The 16,880-nt window shown below is 52.7% G+C and carries 15 protein-coding genes; 7 read left to right on the forward strand and 8 right to left on the reverse strand.

Translation table 11 applies throughout. The features are described 5' to 3' along the window. Positions 1-28 precede the first annotated feature (28 nt). Positions 29-271, forward strand: a complete 243-nt coding sequence (locus tag JW885_01190; protein MBN1880760.1) for a DUF378 domain-containing protein — start codon at positions 29-31, stop codon at positions 269-271. A 177-nt stretch (positions 272-448) separates the two neighbouring features. On the opposite strand, the gene JW885_01195 is transcribed toward JW885_01190, so the two are convergent. Together JW885_01195 and JW885_01200 are read right to left on the reverse strand one after the other, a co-directional pair. Beyond that, positions 449-1,723, reverse strand: coding sequence for an aspartate aminotransferase family protein (locus JW885_01195; protein MBN1880761.1), 1,275 nt, complete (start codon positions 1,721-1,723; stop codon positions 449-451). A 661-nt stretch (positions 1,724-2,384) separates the two neighbouring features. Further along, complete coding sequence (locus JW885_01200; GenBank protein MBN1880762.1) at positions 2,385-3,587, reverse strand: alpha/beta hydrolase; 1,203 nt, start codon at positions 3,585-3,587, stop codon at positions 2,385-2,387. 368 nt (positions 3,588-3,955) lie between these two features. Between JW885_01200 and JW885_01205 the strand changes: the two genes are divergently transcribed. Then, entirely contained in the window at positions 3,956-4,594 is a 639-nt protein-coding gene (locus JW885_01205) for a TetR/AcrR family transcriptional regulator (GenBank protein ID MBN1880763.1), read from the forward strand. Between the two features lie 250 nt (positions 4,595-4,844). Next, positions 4,845-5,294 carry a hypothetical protein gene (locus JW885_01210; protein MBN1880764.1) on the forward strand — a complete coding sequence of 150 codons (450 nt, stop codon included), beginning with the start codon at positions 4,845-4,847 and terminating at the stop codon, positions 5,292-5,294. 58 nt (positions 5,295-5,352) lie between these two features. Here JW885_01210 and JW885_01215 read toward each other — a convergent pair whose 3' ends face one another. Next, entirely contained in the window at positions 5,353-5,496 is a 144-nt protein-coding gene (locus JW885_01215; GenBank protein ID MBN1880765.1) for a hypothetical protein, read from the reverse strand. Positions 5,497-5,616: 120 nt separating this feature from the next. Between JW885_01215 and JW885_01220 the strand changes: the two genes are divergently transcribed. The 3 genes from JW885_01220 to JW885_01230 all read left to right on the forward strand — a co-directional run bounded on the left by JW885_01220 (position 5,617) and on the right by JW885_01230 (position 10,138). Continuing rightward, positions 5,617-6,405, forward strand: a complete 789-nt coding sequence (locus tag JW885_01220) for an SDR family oxidoreductase (protein MBN1880766.1) — start codon at positions 5,617-5,619, stop codon at positions 6,403-6,405. A gap of 310 nt (positions 6,406-6,715) precedes the next feature. Further along, positions 6,716-9,109, forward strand: a complete 2,394-nt coding sequence (locus tag JW885_01225; GenBank protein MBN1880767.1) for a penicillin acylase family protein — start codon at positions 6,716-6,718, stop codon at positions 9,107-9,109. Positions 9,110-9,601: 492 nt separating this feature from the next. Next, on the forward strand, positions 9,602-10,138 hold the full coding sequence (locus JW885_01230) for a hypothetical protein (protein MBN1880768.1): 537 nt from the start codon (positions 9,602-9,604) through the stop codon (positions 10,136-10,138). Between the two features lie 229 nt (positions 10,139-10,367). On the opposite strand, the gene JW885_01235 is transcribed toward JW885_01230, so the two are convergent. From JW885_01235 to JW885_01245, 3 genes are read right to left on the reverse strand one after another with little or no spacing between them, the layout of a single operon-like run. After that, positions 10,368-11,981 (reverse strand): DHA2 family efflux MFS transporter permease subunit, encoded by a 1,614-nt coding sequence (locus JW885_01235; GenBank protein ID MBN1880769.1) that lies wholly within the window; start codon positions 11,979-11,981, stop codon positions 10,368-10,370. Next, positions 11,981-12,880 (reverse strand): HlyD family secretion protein, encoded by a 900-nt coding sequence (locus JW885_01240; protein MBN1880770.1) that lies wholly within the window; start codon positions 12,878-12,880, stop codon positions 11,981-11,983. The genes JW885_01235 and JW885_01240 overlap by 1 nt, the downstream gene beginning before the upstream one ends. A gap of 40 nt (positions 12,881-12,920) precedes the next feature. Then, positions 12,921-13,460, reverse strand: a complete 540-nt coding sequence (locus JW885_01245; GenBank protein MBN1880771.1) for a cytochrome c family protein — start codon at positions 13,458-13,460, stop codon at positions 12,921-12,923. Between the two features lie 436 nt (positions 13,461-13,896). Here JW885_01245 and JW885_01250 point away from each other — a divergent pair, with 436 nt between their 5' ends. Further along, positions 13,897-14,964, forward strand: coding sequence for a HAMP domain-containing histidine kinase (locus JW885_01250; GenBank protein ID MBN1880772.1), 1,068 nt, complete (start codon positions 13,897-13,899; stop codon positions 14,962-14,964). Positions 14,965-15,127: 163 nt separating this feature from the next. On the opposite strand, the gene JW885_01255 is transcribed toward JW885_01250, so the two are convergent. Further along, positions 15,128-15,502, reverse strand: a complete 375-nt coding sequence (locus JW885_01255) for a response regulator (protein ID MBN1880773.1) — start codon at positions 15,500-15,502, stop codon at positions 15,128-15,130. Positions 15,503-15,712: 210 nt separating this feature from the next. Then, entirely contained in the window at positions 15,713-16,879 is a 1,167-nt protein-coding gene (locus JW885_01260) for a response regulator (protein MBN1880774.1), read from the reverse strand. Position 16,880 lies beyond the last annotated feature (1 nt).

A 16,880-nucleotide genomic window follows, 5' to 3' on the forward strand; every position in this document is an offset into this window, starting at 1 on the left:
GTATTAATTCATACCGAAAGGAGCATTCATGAGACAGCTTAACCCGATAGACTGGTTGGCTCTGCTACTGTCCGTGATCGGCGGTCTGAACTGGGGCGTTTATGGTGTATCCGGTCTCAATCTCGTCGAAACGTTCAGCGGTGAAATGTGGTGGCTCCCCAGGGTTATCTTCTTTTTCTTCGGCCTTGCCGCCATATGGATGATCAGGCTTTCGATCAGCCTCAGGAAAAAACCGATCAAAAAACCGGCGCTCAACCCCGGGCAACCGTGAGGCGATACGCGACTCATTCCCGACGATCCATCCCGACGGGGTTCCTTGGATACCGATGAATGGTACAGCTAAAAACCGGGCTGGAAGAAATGTGTCTTCCGGCCCGATTCTTTTTCGTACATATCCCGAACGCCCGTCCCCACCGATCCGTCCGCGGAACGCGGCGTGATCCGCCCCCTATTGATTGAGCATTCTCTTTTCGCACAGCTTCAGGGAATCCTCCAGAAGCCCCAGGGCCTCCCGGCAGTCGTCCTTCGTCACCAGGAGATTCGGCTTGAATTGGAGGACCGAGCGATTGAATCCGGCGGGAAACGCCCACAGGCCGGTTTCATAGGTACAGGCGGCCATCATGACGCCGCCGTAGGGGTCGTCGAACCTGAGGCCGATGACCAGACCGTTCTGGCGCACCTCGACGAGGAAGGGATGGCGCTTTCGTATCGCCTCCAATTCGCCCGCGAGAAACGCGGAGACTTCCCGGACGTTTTCCAGGGTCCCCGGCCGTCCCACAATCTCCAGCACCTTCAGGGCCACCACGCACCCCAGCTCCGCGCCGCCGAAGGTGGAGGAATAGCCCCAGCCGTCCTCGAAAAGCCAGCCCGCCACGTCTTCACTCAATACCGCCGCGGCGATGGGATATACCCCGCCGGAAAGTCCCTTTCCGGTCACCAGCATGTCGGGTGACACGCCGTAACCCTCACACGCCCACATGCGCCCTGTGCGTCCCAGGCCGGTCTGCACCTCGTCCGCGATGAAGAGCGTCCCGTTCTTTTCACACAACTCCTTCACCTGCGGGTAATAGCCGTCGGACGGCATCATGAACCCGCTGGTTGCGGGAATCATCTCCGCCAGCACCGCCGCCGCATCCCCGGCCGCCAGCGCCTCCTCCATCACGTCTATGTCGTCGAAGGGGACCAGCATGAATTCCCCCTTGGGCCCGTCGGAGAGAAAATAGCTCGCCAGGTCCGCGTATCCCCCGGCCTGAAGGCCCAGGCCGCCGTGGCCGTGATACGCCTCCTTGAAGGCGATGATCTTTCGGCGGCCGGTACGTTTGCGGGCGGTACGGATGGTGACGTCTATGGCCTCGGCACCGCAGGTGGTAAAGACGACGTACTGCATGTTTCCCGGCACGATGGAGGTGAGGACCTCGGCCAGCCGGGTGCGGGGGATGCTGGGGAAATGGTGGTTCCCGATGTCGTAGAGGCCGGCGCCCTCGGTGAGGGCGGCAAGAATCTCCGGGTTGCGGTGACCCAGGTTGTAGGTGCCGCCGTTGATGTGGACGTCGAAGAGCTTTCTGCCGTCCAGGTCCCAGAAATAATTCCCCTCCCGCCGGGCCATCACCGGCACAGACCCGAGCATCCTGAAGGTCTCCACCCGGTTGGGGCAGACGTACTTCGCGGCGTGCTCCACAAGCTCGTCCTTGACGAGATTTTCCGGTATCAGGGCGCTGTCCATATTCATGGCTCCTTTAATGTATGTATCATGTGGATATATTTTTATATATACCGTCCGTCATCCATTCATCGAAGGCCGTTTCATCATGTGCCGTGTGCGGCGGATGTTTCTTGTGGTCGAAGCCCAACACGATAGTATTTATGCCTCCCTCTCCCGCCCGCTTTCTGATGAGATCTCCAGGCGCCTCCCCTCCCCCGCCACACACACCCGGTAGTATAGAGCATACGGCGGCGATTGTGAAAGACTTTTTTCTGGTGGAGAAAGCTGTACTCGGAAAGGTCTTAATTTACAATATTCAGTGGTATGTCATCATTCTTCGTCAGTCTTCATCCCCCTTCGGCCTGAGAGGTTTCGGCAATCCTTTTGGATTTGTCACGCCGGGACCCGGACGGATTCGGACGTCTCTGGGGACGATGTCCTCCCCGCACCCGTCGCATATCAGCCGGGGTGCAAGCTCATGCCCGTTATTTCCGTGATCAAACAAGATGGTCGCCCCGTTCTCCCCACCCTCGACGAAATAAGGAGATCAGCAACCGGCACGTGAGAAACAGTCCATACGCGAGAACGGGACCCCAAAAGGCCCCGTTCTCTCTATCAAAATCCATAAAAACGTCCGCTCCCGCATCCGGAAGCCGCCGCTCCTCCATACAGCACACAGCCGTCAGCCTCTCATCACCGTGTCGTCCAGCCAGTCGTAGATGCGCTGTGCGGAGATCGCCTCGGCGCCGCTCTGGCAGTGGGACGCCGCCATATCTTCAACGGTGAAGACCATGAACTCCTTTGGACACTCAAGGAGATCGTACAGCTTCTTCGCCTGTCCCTCAAAGAAATGCTCCTCCTCGCCGTCACAGATGAGCATGTTGCATGTAATTTTATCCACCACTCCCTCAAGGGTGTAGTCTTCCAGCTTGACGAACAGCTCCGTGGGAGACGCGGCGCCGAATTTCCACATGCCGTCGTTCACGAACCACCTCGCCTCAGCATTGACCGCGGTCATCATCTTCACGGCGGTCTCAAACCCCTTGGGATTTTCGTGCTTCAGTTTCATCACCCGTTCGGGTACCTCGCCGGCCACCGGCTCGTAGAAGCTGAAAAGCCCGCTGTTGGCCACGCAGGTGTGGATGCGGTGCTCGAACGCACACGCCCGGGGAGCCAGGAGACCCGCCATGCTGATGCCCATGAGCACAATCCGATTCCCGTCAACCCCGGGAATCCCCAGGGCATAGTCAACCACCGGGGACACAACCGTCTCCCAATCGGGACGAAACGGGATATTCTGATCTCGAATGACTTTTCCCTGCCCCGGACCCTCCATGACCAGGCAGTGATACCCCCGCACGGCTCCGGGAAATCCAGTGTCCATGGCCACCTCCTCGGCGGTGCCGTCGAAGCCGGTAAATATAATGACGAGGGGGGCCGTCTTTCCGTCACCCTCACCCCTGATAAAATAACCGGGAAGCGTCGTCCCTTCGAATGGAACCTCCACCGCTTCCACGTCGGATGAGAGATATGGAATCGCCCTCATAAAACACTCCCGGCTCATCTTCCATGCCTCATACGCCCGGTTGTCGGAAAAATCTGCGTGGAGGAAAAACTCCGCCGTGCGGAAATAGTTCGACGCCCTCAGATACGCCTCCCGGGCGCTGACCGGGTGTCCTCCTTTCTCCGACTTCTCGGCGATGGCCAGCACCCGCTCGGCAGTGTTGCTCCACTCCTCGTACCAGCTCTCATCGTCGCCCTCGGTTATCCGGTGGGCCGTCGTCAGACATTCGTTGACATCCGCACCGCCGCTGTAAGTATGTCCCAGGGCTCGAAGCAGCTCGAAGTAGTACGCTTCGTCATCAAATATAACCCTGTTTGAAATGGTGTCCCCGCCGGTGGATATTTCATTCGGCTTGAGCAGCGCCTCATCACCCGCGGGGCGTCCCGAGCAGGCCGCCAGGGTCACCGCGGTAACGGACACGGCGGCGTTTCTTAAAAAACCTCTTCTTCCGATTTTCTCGTACATGATCACTCACCTCCTACTGGACTATTCACGACAGGGCTCGTCTTTGCTTGTTCCGGACGTGTTTTTATTCGCCTCCCTGAGGCGACACACATTAAGAATATGAATTCATATTCGTATTGTCAAGAGAAATGTGAATTTAATTTCATATTATCTTGACTCCCTATTTTTCTCTGGGTACCATAGGTAACAAGGAGAACCGCAGTCAGATTTGAGCAGGAACATCCATGAAACGTTCACACGATTCATCCGGCGCAATCAGAGAACCGGTACAGGCGAGAAGCCGAGAAAAAAAGACAAGGATCGTCCAAAGCGCCCGGGAGCTGATAAACAAAAAGGGATACGACGCGATTACGACCAGCAGTATCGCTCAACGAGCCGGCGTCTCCATCGGTACCCTCTATGCATATTTCAGCGATAAAAAGGATATTCTCATGGAAGTGGTGGCCGCATTCAACGATGATATATACAACCACTTTCAATCGGGCATCAGTGAAAATACGGCAGATAACCTCTCCCTCGAAGAAACCATCGATGCCGTCCTTCATGCCTTGTGGCATGCCCACATTCACGAAAAACGACTTCACAACGAGATTGTCATCCTCTCCATGAGAGATCCGGAGGTCGATGCGGCGTTTTCCGCCAACGAGAAGCGTCTGTATGAGACGATTCGGGAATTATTGATCCGGTTCAACGATCGGATAGAGGTGAACAATCCCGCAGCCGCGATGTTCGTACTAAAATTCGCCGTTGACGGTGTCCTTAACCGGCTTCTGGATTGCGAAAACAAAATGGATGTCGAAGCGGTACTCCGGGAAATGAGCTCGATGATCCTCAAATACCTAATAAAAACACCGAAACGGTGATTGGAACGTTTCAATCTGCATTGTACGCCTCCCACACCCTCCCCCGATACGTTGTGATCGCTTCTGTTCATTCTGAAACGCGTCGGTGACATTACGGAGCGGTGACGTATGCGCTGTCGACGTTTTTCGCCACCTCCGGACAAACCATGTACCTTTGCGACTATTTTCTTGTATTTTCCACGCATACTCGGTACTCTGGTACATCTTCTGTATAGTGTACCCTTCATATAAATGCAAAGGAGGTTTCCGAATGAAACGTCTCTTGATTCCAATTTTTTTATTGCTGTGCGGCGTGTTTCTGATCTCAGGAAACACCGTTGCGCTGGATGCAGATTACATCCTCAACAACCTTCCACGCGACTGGGAGGGAACGTTTACCTGGCACGATGAGTCCCGCCCGGTTCAGCCCACAACGATCACCGTCAACGAGGTCAGCATCGATCCAGACGGTAATATCTTCGCCATGGGCGACGGTGAGTACGACAAGGGGCACATCGTCGAGTTCACTTTCAAGTGGAGCATCAACCCCGAAACCCTGAATTTCGAAATGTGGGAAAGTGCTCCCATGTCGACGGAAGACCTGGAGACCGGCGGATCCCACGTGGGAGAGATCAATGAAGACCTCGATGTCATCGAGGCGCTCTGGACAACGACGAGCACCGGCGAACAGGGGGACCTCTATCTGGAACCGGAAAAATAGCCGCACCGACATCGACGCCGGCATACATTCGAATAGCCGTTATCGCTATATTCGGGGATTATGATAGCTCATAATCCCCGTAATATATTGAACCATTGAACCACGCCCACCACACCACCACGAACAGGAAGACGAATTCACCGATACGAGCGGGGTTAACCTGTTTCGACAGGGTATGTACGATCTCAAAGATGAGCACCATATATATCGGGTCATGAAACAGCTCAAGGAATGTGACGCCGCGGTTTTCCTCCCGATCCCGAACCCTGCCGAGGGGGCTGCCAGAAAACTATAATTTATACGATCAAAAAGGAGAACGACAATGACAAACCAGAACAGAAAGACGGCCTTGGTTACGGGTGCCTCCTCGGGGATCGGAAAGGAAATGGCCCGCATCCATGCCGAACGAGGCGGCGACCTGGTGATCGTGGCGCTGGAAAAGGAGCTGCTCGATGAGCTGAAAACGGAGCTTGAAAAAAAGTATTCCACAAACGTCCTGGCTATTGCGAAAGACCTGACACACCCGGATGCGCCACAAGAGGTGTACAATGCGGTACGGGACTCAGGCATGCGGGTCGACTACCTCATCAATAACGCCGGTTTCGGCGGACGAGGGAAATTTTGCGAGAGAGACTGGGAGACCGATCTCAACATGATCAAGTTGAACGTCATCGCCCTTGTCGCCTTGACACGGTTTTTCCTGCCGGACTTCGTAAAACGAAACAGCGGCAGGATTCTCAATGTATCGTCAACGGCAAGCCTCGTGCCGGGTCCTCTCATGGCGGTATACTACGCGACAAAGGCGTTCGTGGCGTTTTTCAGCAACGCCGTCGCCGAGGAGCTCCACGACACACATGTGACCGTAACGACCCTCATGCCCGGAGCCACCGATACGGAGTTCCCCCGGATCGCCGATGTGCAAAAAATGAAGATGTTCGACAAGCCGGCGAACCCACGGAGTGTGGCACAGGATGGGTACGACGGCATGATCGCCGGGAAACTCGATGTCATCTCAGGCGTAGCCATTACCGAGCGGGTGATGCTGGCCCTTGCCCTGTTTGTGCCCAAAAAGGTCAGGCTGAAGCGGGTCAGGAGAATGCATGAGGTGTAGGGGGAATCGTCGATATGTATCGTAATGATATAATTATAATTCTGAGGGGAAAAACCGACGATTGAAAGGACGACGGCGAAAAGAGACCCGTACCAGGTCGACGCCCCGGAAACCGGGGGCTGTTTCGAATAGAAAGCGGGTCTGTACAGCCCGACGGCGGGGTGCGAGCTTTCGCACCCTTTTTTCATTGGAAACGGCATCGGGACGCCCGACGCAAAAATACCCCCTTTCCCATCTCAACACTTTTTGACTTTCTCCCGGTACTGGTATATGATCGGTTAATTTCTCTATCATTTTATTGGAGTCTGGTATGAAATTTTTGAAATGGTTCCTCGGGATACTCGTCGTGTTAATCCTCATTATCTGCGTCGTCACTTTCGGATTTTTCAAGTCAACACTGCCTGAATACGATGGAGAAATCGCCGCTCCGGTGCTGAGTGACGATGTGGAAATCATCAGGGATTCATACGGAATGGCACACATTTATGCGTCGAACGATGCTGATCTCTCTTTTGCCTTCGGCTACGCTACCGCCCAGGATCGGCTCTTCCAGATGGACATGGCCCGCAGGGCCGGCGGGGGACGGCTCTCCGAGGTCCTGGGGGAATCCCTGGTGCCTGCGGACAAGCTCTTTCGCACCATCCGGGCCGAAACAACACTGGAGGAGGCTTTCGAGGCGTATGACACGGAAGTCCAGGCGACGATAGAATCATTCGTTGCGGGGGTCAATTTTTATATCGAACACCATGAGGGGCCGTATCCTCCGGAGTTCCTGATTCTGGGATATGAACCTGACCCCTTTACCCCGGAAGACATCATGGCTATTTACTTTTTCTTGGCCTGGGATCAAAACTACCCGATTGAAAGCGAACTGGTCCACGCTTCCGTGATTGAGGCGGTGGGGGAGGAGATGGCCGATGAGCTCTTCGTCGATTTCCCCCCCGGCTGCCCGACCATCATCCCCAAGGGGGCGCTCTACTTCTCAAGTGTAACCGAGGACATTTTAGACGCCATGACCGTCGTCAGGGAGACTGCAGGTATTACGGGGCTTCCCGCCAGTAATAACTGGGCGATTTCCCCTGAAAAGTCGGAAACCGGCACCCCCATCTTCGCCAACGATCCACATGTGGGGGTGGGAGCCCCCTCAATGTTCTACGAGGCGCACCTTGTCACACCGACAATGAACGTCTCCGGCTCAGTCATATCGGGCCTGCCCGCCATCGTCGCCGGGGCCAATGAACACGTGGCCTGGGGCGTCACCAACGTCAGCGCCGACGACGCCGATTTTTATCTCGAGCGCATCAACCCGGATGATCCGAACCAGTATGAATATCTGGGGAGGTGGGAGGACATGGTGGTCAAAACCGAGACCATCTCCGTCAAGGATTCAGAGGACGTCACGTTCGACATCAGGATGACCCGCCACGGGCCTATCATAGACGATATGAACAAGTACGACGAGCCGGAGGGATACTCCATTTCCCTCAGATGGGTCGCCGTTGATTTTCCCAATTCCCCACAATTCTTCTACTATGCAAACAGGGCCGAAGACATTGAAGACATCGAGAAAGCGGTCGGATTTTACAAGTGCTTCGGTTTCAATTTTGTCTACGCCGACGATCAGGGCAACATCGGATACTGGATGGGCATGGGGATACCTGTGCGGGACGGCTTCACCGGCGGTCTCCCCCTGCCCGGCTGGGACGGCGAGCACGAGTGGAACGGCTATCTTCCCACGGAGCTGCAGCCCCACATGAAAAATCCCCCCTCAGGCTGGATCGCCACCGCCAACAACAAGACGGTGGGGGACGAATACCCCTACTACATCTCCGCCAACTTCGCCACACCCGATCGCTACATCCGAATCAGCGAGATGATGGAAGAGAAGGAGAAACTGGGCGTTGACGACTTTAAAAGGATGCAGTCCGACACAAAGGTGCTGCTGGCCAGGGACTGGGTCCCGCTGCTGCTGGAAGCCCTCGACGGAATGGAGCTCACCGAGACGGAGAATCGGGCCGTGGAGCTTCTTGAGGAATGGGACTACACCTCACCCCCGGACTCCGCCGCCGCGGCGGTGTTTCACGCCTTCTTGAACAACCTGGTTGAGAATATCTTCATGGAGCGACTGGGTGAGGACCTCTACAAGGCGTACGTCGGCAACAATAAAAACATCCCCTTCAACTCCCTCAGGACGATGATCGATAGAGGCAAATCCCCCTGGTTCGACGATCCGACCACCGAAGAAATCGAGGACATGAACGCCGTATTCGTAAAGAGCTTTCACGAGGGCGTAGCGTATCTGGAGGAGGAGCTGTCGCCCAACCCCAAGGACTGGAAATGGGGAGACCTGCACACAGTGACCCTGTATCACTCCTTCGGGAAGAAGTCGGCGCTGTTGGGTCGATTCATGAACATCGGTCCGTTTCCGATCGGGGGGAGTATCTTCACCGTCGCCCCCACGGTTTATCGCGTGGAGCGATCCTGGGAGGTGACCAGCAGCTCGGGAATGAGGCACATCATCGACCTTTCCGAGAACGGCGACTCATACCGCATCATTCCGGGCGGCGTGAACGGAAATTTCATGAGCCCGCATTACGACGACCAGGCGAAAATGTGGGTGGACTATGAATACCGCCCCTTCGTCCTTGAGCGGGAAAAGGTGGAAGAAGACGCAGTGCATACCCTGGTCCTGAAGTCGGAATAACAAAATAACATCAAGACACGCCGTCCCCGTGTTTATACGCGGGGTCGGCGTTTTTTTATGACCGCTGCACGGTGCGCATCGATACCACACGTGCAACAGGGATCGCGTTTCCCCCGGTGTTTTTCGTAACATTGGAAAGCAGGAAAACAGCAGAGTGTCATATGCGGTAATCCATATATGTGATTACAAATTGTCCGAAGCCTTAACACATAAGAAGATGTGTATGCCGGACGAAAAGGCAAATATAATTTTAACATTATTTTAATGACACACTAACAATTTCAATATATTGTTTTATGTGAGATGAAGAAGATGTCTTTCACATGGTTACGGTGCATACGAAGATATGTCATGATCCCATACGGAAAATATGTGCGGGAATGGTGCCGTGCTTTTTGGGATTCTCTCTGTGACCAAAACGTACGATCCCGCCGATGCGAACAAAGGCACCGTTCGTATCGACCGTGATCAGCAACAAGGAAAGGAGGAAATATGCTTATCAAACGTATGATCTACGCCGCTTTGATGCTCATGGTTTTCGGTCTCATGATCGGCTGCGGGGGACCGGCAACACAACCGGAGGAAAACAACGGCATTCACGAAGAATCGATCTCCCAGGATGAAGAAGGGGCTTTGGAATCAGGTACGGATACGAAGCTGGACCTGATGAAGGCGTACCTCGATTCTTCGGAGGAGATGCTCTCGAAGCTTGATGAAAGGATCAACGAGAAGAGGGAGGAGGCGGATCAGCTGGAAGAAGACGCCCGCATCATGATGGAAGAGCACCTGCAATTGATCCAGGAGAAACGGGATAATGTGGATCTCCTTCTGGGTGAAATGCGGTCCGACCTCGACGAATTGATCATCACCCTCAAGGACGAGGGGACGGAAACGATCGGCGAGGCGGAGGACACATTCTTCTCTGAGCTCGATAAAAAGAGGGAGGCTCTTGAGGAGGAGATACAGGCGTTGGAAGATGTCTACAATGAAACATTTCCAAAAGGAGATGAGACATCGACATCCGAATAACCGCCGATGATGCTTCCCCTTCGTTCACCGACACGCAGGTTGATTGACGGGGAAACCGCATGAAAGAGCGCCCGGGGGGTTGTATGTTCCCTCCGGGCGTGTTTTTTCCGTATTCCCGCCCATTACTGTCTATGTGACGGAAGATCTACATGTGGGGCGTTCGGGGATTTTTTATATCATCCGTCCGCAAGACACGGGAGATTTTTTCCTCACAATCGGTCAACGGACATCACTCATCGATTAAATCTTCCCCGCCCAGCTTCCCTTCCTTCTTGAAATATCCGAAAATGCCCTTCTGGGGGTAGATGTCCTCGAAAAACAACACCATCAACGCCCCGATACCGACCACAAATGCGGAAACCAGGAACACATCATTAAAGGCGTTGACGGCAGACCAGCTTCCCAGGTACTGAAAGAGGTATGCCCGGGCGATCTCGGAGCTTCCGGCAAGCGAGCTGCCCAGTCCGTTGAGATTTTCACCGATTTTCGAAAGGAGAACGGCAAGCGGGGTGTTGTCGGGTGTCAAGTGGGTATAATATTCGGCGCTGTGAAAGGCCTGTCGTCTTGTAAGCATCGAGCTGAATATGGCGACACCGAAGGCCCCCGATACCTGCATGATCACATTGAGGAGTCCCGATGCCAGGCTTACGTGTCGCTTGGGTACCGCGTTGATGGTGGCCACCATCAATGGCGCCATCAAAAATCCCAGCCCGATTCCACGAGTGATAAATCCATACAGTAAAAAACCATAACTGGAGTGGAGTGACAGCTTGCTGTAAAGATACAGCGAATATGCGGTGATAAGACCGCCGAGGACCACAGGTATTTTGGGGCCGATGCGATCGCTGATATTTCCCGCCAGCGGCATGCTCACGGCGACGGCCAGCGCGGAAGGCATCATGAGAAGCCCGGTACTGAAAGCGGTATATCCCATAAGGTTCTGCAAAAAGAGGGGCATCAGAAAGACCGATGCGAAGAGACCAATGGAACGAACAACCCCCAGGACACATCCAAGAGAAAAGTTGCGACTGTTGAAGATGGAGAGCTCCACGATGGGATTTTTTATCAGCCGCTCGATGATCAGGAAAATGAAAAAGGAAAAATACGCGGCACCGAACAGCGTCAGGATATACGAAGAGTGCCACCCCTCCCGTTCACCCTGAGTAAAACCCAACAGCAGGCCTGCGAGGGTGAGCGAAAGAAAAAGGAATCCGGGAAAATCGAAACGCACACTTCCGCCGTGCCCGCGATCCTGCCTGAGGATAACCATCGCCAGGGCGATAACTGCGACGCCTATGGGAATATTGATATAAAAAATGGAGCGCCAGCTCACGAAATCAACCAGATATCCTCCCAGCGTCGGCCCAACCGCCGGGGCGATGGTGGCCCCCGCCCCCCAGATACCCATAGCCATGCCCCTTTCCTCCGGAGGGAACACCTCGGCGACCATGGTGAGTCCCGTGGGCATGAGGGCGCCGCCGCCGATGGCCTGGATAATCCGGAAGAAAATCAGTGTCTCCCGGTTCCAGGAGACACCGCAGAGTGCGGAACCGATGATGAAAAACATGAGGGCGAGGATGAAGGCGTTTTTCAGCCCGAGGGCGTCGCGCAGCCACACCGTTACCGGCATCAGTATTGCGAACGCCAGCATGTAGCCGGTGACGACCCATTCGATCTCTTCGAGGTTTGAGGAAAATGTCACCATGAGGTGCGGCAGGGCCACATTGACGATCGAGTTGTCGAGAATCGCCATGAAGGAGCCCATAATCACAATGAACAGCACCAGCCATTTATAGCGATCATTAGCGTCCGCAGGGGATGCGGTGTGAGGTTTGTGATCCACTATTTCTTCGTATTAATGATAACGACGACATTACTGCCGGGTCGGAGTATAAAGCCTCGGGCGTCGATGGATATTTTTATCGGGATGGTCTGGGTGATTTTAATGAAATTCCCCGAGGCGTTGTCCTGGGGGATGATGGAGAACACCGAAGACGCCGCGACACCGATGTCGGTAACCTCTCCAGAGAAGGTTTCCCCCGGGTACGAGTCGATCTTTATCTTAACGGGCTGACCCTGAGCAATTTCGGCGATATCGTCCTCATCAATGCGGGCGGTGACCCAGGTCTCGTCGAGATTGACGACCGCGCAAACCGGCTCCCCGGGGACGATCAATTCACCGTCGGAGACCAGCTTCTGTGCCAGATATCCGTCTATCGGAGATTTGAGGGGGATATAGGGTGTGTCCGCCTCCGTTATGTTCAGGATGTTCTGCGCCATGTCATAGAGGTTTTCATAAGTCAAAAGCTGAGATTCGAGAACGGAGAGCGTGGTCCACTTGTCATCGAGGGTCATCCTGGAAATACCCCCCGAATCAAAGAGGGCCTTATTTCGCAGGTACTCCTTCTCCGCCAGGGATACCCTGTCCTGTAGAGTATCCATCTGCTGCTTGATCTCCGAAAGGGTCGAAAACGCTTCGAGGTTTTCCTCGCTCTTTATTCGCTCAACGGTACCGATGAGCGGGTCTATTTCGACAATGGTTTCCCCCTCGGATACTTCGTGGTATTCCATAACCGGGATATCCACAACGATGCCGGCGGTATCGCTGGTAACATAAAGAATATCCCCGTCGATCTTCGCGTTATCGGTCCGAACGGTTCCCGCCGTCACAAGCCACCAGATCACGGCGGCAACGACGCCCATACCGATAAAAACGAGCGGGATCGCTATCTCTCTTCTCATTATGGTTTACCTAATATCCAATCAACTCTTTGGAGTCTTCTTAGTCTGGACGGGGGTGTTCGATCCTTTCCATGAATGGCTCGAATTCGAACGGGACATCGAAGGGGCACTCCCCGGAATGACATGACACGCAGGTGTTTTCGGGCGATGCAACAAGGCCCTTTTTTACGGCGAGCTCACGATCCATCATGATGGAAAAATATGCATACCCGCCGCCGCTCCCATGGCATCCCTCGCAGCTCACTCCGTCGTCCCTTCGATATAGGGGCCCCATGAGTTCAAAGGAGGCGTCATACCCCGTGAGGTGACATGTGAGACATTGTTCATTTTTCGAAGGATCAGCCATCTCTCTTTCTTCGGCATATTCGAGGGACTCCTCGGAGAAAAGAGATTCATAGGCGCCGCTGTGGGGAGAGGTCTTCCAGATACCATACTGATCGCCGATATCCGATGACGAATGACAGACGGCGCAGTGAGACGCGCCCTCAAATTTATACTCTTTGTTGTAGGTAAAGGCGGCGGCGACCGCGATACACACAAAAAGCGTACAGAGGGTTACGATGTCGGCTTTACTTTTCATGAAACGGATTTATAACCCATCGGCTCTGTTTTGTCAATACAATGCAACTTCGTTTGAGTGAAATACAATAAATTTACACCACAGCCCCCTTGAGAGCCAAATCTCTGAAGAAGCCAATCGGCCACTCCGGGCCGCGGGATACTCTTACCGATAACACCTGAGAAGGGTCAGACTCGATACCGTACTGTGTCGACACATGTTGTTTCCCGAAGGGTGAGAATGTTGTATCTGCTCCCTTCCCGTTAGAGCGCAGTCTCTTTCATCCTCCAATCTATATAGATGATTGATTGAACGGCATGTTTGGTGTTACAATGGTGCCTTGGTTTTCATCATGCTTTCCGTTTTATTCGGAATCATGCCGGCCTCATAACGTGACACCATCCCGGCGAGGGCCGGTATGGATTTTTTACAGGTTCTTCATACAGATTGACGACATATGAAGAGAGAGAAAATCAGAATCGTCCTGATGGGTATCTTACTGATATTGCTCGGAGGGATAACCTATTATTTTCATCAAGTTCGTCACTCCGGCACGGTCTTCACTCATCTGTTCTACATTCCTATAATACTCTCCGCGTATTGGTGGAAAAGACGCGGTATCGTGGTCGCCCTGCTACTCTCGCTGTTGATCATCCTGAGCGGATTGCTGTTGCAAAACTATTCTTCTAATATTGAAGATTATATCAGGGCGGGCATGTTTCTTATCGTCAGCCTTGTTGCAGTGATCGCTGCAGAAAGAATTGAAAAAATAAATGAAAGACTGAATCAAACCGAAATTGCATTGGCACAATCCGAAAAAATCGCCGGACTCGGACAACTGGCTGCGGGGGTTGCTCACGAACTCAACAATCCCCTCGGCATCATAGTGATGTATGCACATCTGCTGCGGGATGAAAATTCAGAAAGCGATACCATTCACGAACAACTCGATACGATAATCAACGAGGCGGATCGCTGCAAAACCATCGTGGCCGACCTGTTAAGATTCTCAAGGGCGTATACCCTTTCCTTTCGACCGGTCAACCTTAATACTCTTCTGCGTAACGTATTACGGAGGATGAAGATAGGCGCCGGGATCGATGTGACGTTCGAGCCCCGTCGGGAAAACATCACCATACATGCAGATAAAGAACAACTCAGACAGGCGTTTAGAAATATCATACAAAACGCAATAGAGGCGATGGATGCCGGCGGAGCATTACGTCTGTCTATTGATGACGACGAGGAAAACGCCTGGATTACCATACGCGATTCAGGCATCGGGATTCCACCCGATGCAATGGGCCGTATTTTTGAGCCGTTTTATACGACAAAGCGTTCGGGAAAAGGGACCGGATTGGGGCTTGCGGTAAGCTATGGAATGGTCAAAATGCACGAAGGCGACATTTCCGTCGATTCAAACGCCGATCCCATGAACGGCCCCACGGGAACAAACGTAACAGTGCTGCTTCCGAAACATGTAGACAAACCGATACAGGAAGGTGTGAAAAAAACGATGGTCTGAAACATGATTATAACTACCGACCGGTCTCGAATGTGAAATCGATCGTCAAAAAAACAGGGGATACCGCTTTTTTTATCACAAGCGGATATCCCCTTTAGAATTGCTCACCCCGGCGACAATCTTCACCTGCAGTCATGAAATGAAGATCGTCAACGAGTTTTTTTTATTTTAATTGATTATTGATAAGTTCCAGCACCAGCTCCTTCTTCAAAGGTTTTTGCAGAATGCCGGTAACGCCGAGCTTTGCCGTGCTTATCTGCTTGGAAAGCTCATCGCCGATGGAGCTGAGAAAAAATATTGGACCCTCAAATCCGGTGCTTCTGATTTCCTCCACAAACGCGATTCCGGCATCAATTTCTTCCATCATTATATCAACGATCAGGAGATCCGGTTTTTCCTTGTTGAATACATCCTTCCCTTCATGGGCGCTGGGGGCTTCAATCATGATATAGCCACCCGACTCCAACACAGCACGAGCCGCATCCAGGATATCCTGATCGTCATCAATTACAAGAATGACATGCTTGCCATCTTTCATATGCATCCTCCTTCACCTTAAATGTTTCTATCCTAATGATATTGAAAATGTGTGTGAATTGCATATTGGTCACCCATCCATTCCGTTCATGACATATTCTGATGCCCTTTCGTTCCGGTCGGGTAACACGAAATATCCTTTATTTATACCACAAACCAATATAAAAATACTATCTTAAAAAAACCGTTTGTCAACAATTCTCTCCAATACTTATGCGATATTCCCTTCAATCATTTTATCCTGGTCGATTTCCGTCTGTTCTTTCAGCGTAATGGTGAATGTGGTTCCGATATCCGGAGTACTTTCCACTCCAATATCTCCCCCATAGAGTGTGACCAGCTTTTTTACAATTGAAAGGCCGAGACCGCTGCCCTGTATGTTTTTAGTCGCGGAATTTTTGATGCGAACAAAATCATTGAAAATCCTGCCGGCGTCCTCGTCCGACATCCCAATGCCGGTGTCCTTTACGGTAACGTAAATGGTATCGTCCGTCCGTTTGATGAGAATATCAACGCTGCCGCCGTCTTTGTTATACTTTACCGCATTCGAGATCAAATTGTTGAAAATAATGACGAATTCATCACGGTCCCCCGTGATTTCAACATCGGCATCACATAAAAGATTGAGAGAAATGTCCCGTTCCGCGGCCTCGGCCATCATGTTTTCCATGGACTCCACAGCGATCTCTCTCAGCGTAAGCCGCTCGAGAGTGCGTATTTTCTGTCCCGACTCGATCCGTGTCAGATCCAGAAGATCCCTGATGAGTTTCCTCATGCCCTCTATACGGATGACACATCTCTCAACCATTTTGGAATAGGATTCTACTTCATCTCCGAGCGTCTTATCATGGATAATCTGGAGATATCCATCTATGGCGTTGAGGGGAGATTTGAGCTCATGGGCTAAAACCGAGATGAACTGGAACCGTATCTGCCGTTTTTCCTCCAGGTAACGCTGGGCCTGCTGCTGAAGTATTAATCTCGTCGCTGCCTTCTGAACAACGCTTTTGAGCTCGTCCGGTGTAAAAGGTTTCGCGAGAAAATCATAGGCGCCGCGTTTTATGGTAACGACAGCGGTTTCTATGGTAGCAAACGCGGTAATCATGATAACAAGCACATCGGAATCCTTGTTCAACTGCATACGTTCAAGGATATCCGACCCGAGCATATCCGGAAGCTTGTAATCAAGAAGTACGAGATGCGGTTTTTCGGCCTCTATCGCCGCAAGACCATCCGTGCCGGTATGCGCCAGTGAAATATCAAATGATATTTCTTCATCGATCTCATTTACGATAAAACTGTATCGTCGAAGCGCCCGCTCAATGGCACGACACATCCCCTCTTCATCATCAATTACCAGAACTCGCAGTCGCTCCATT

The organism is Candidatus Zymogenaceae bacterium (assembly GCA_016931225.1).
GTDB lineage: Bacteria > Desulfobacterota > Zymogenia > Zymogenales > Zymogenaceae > JAFGFE01.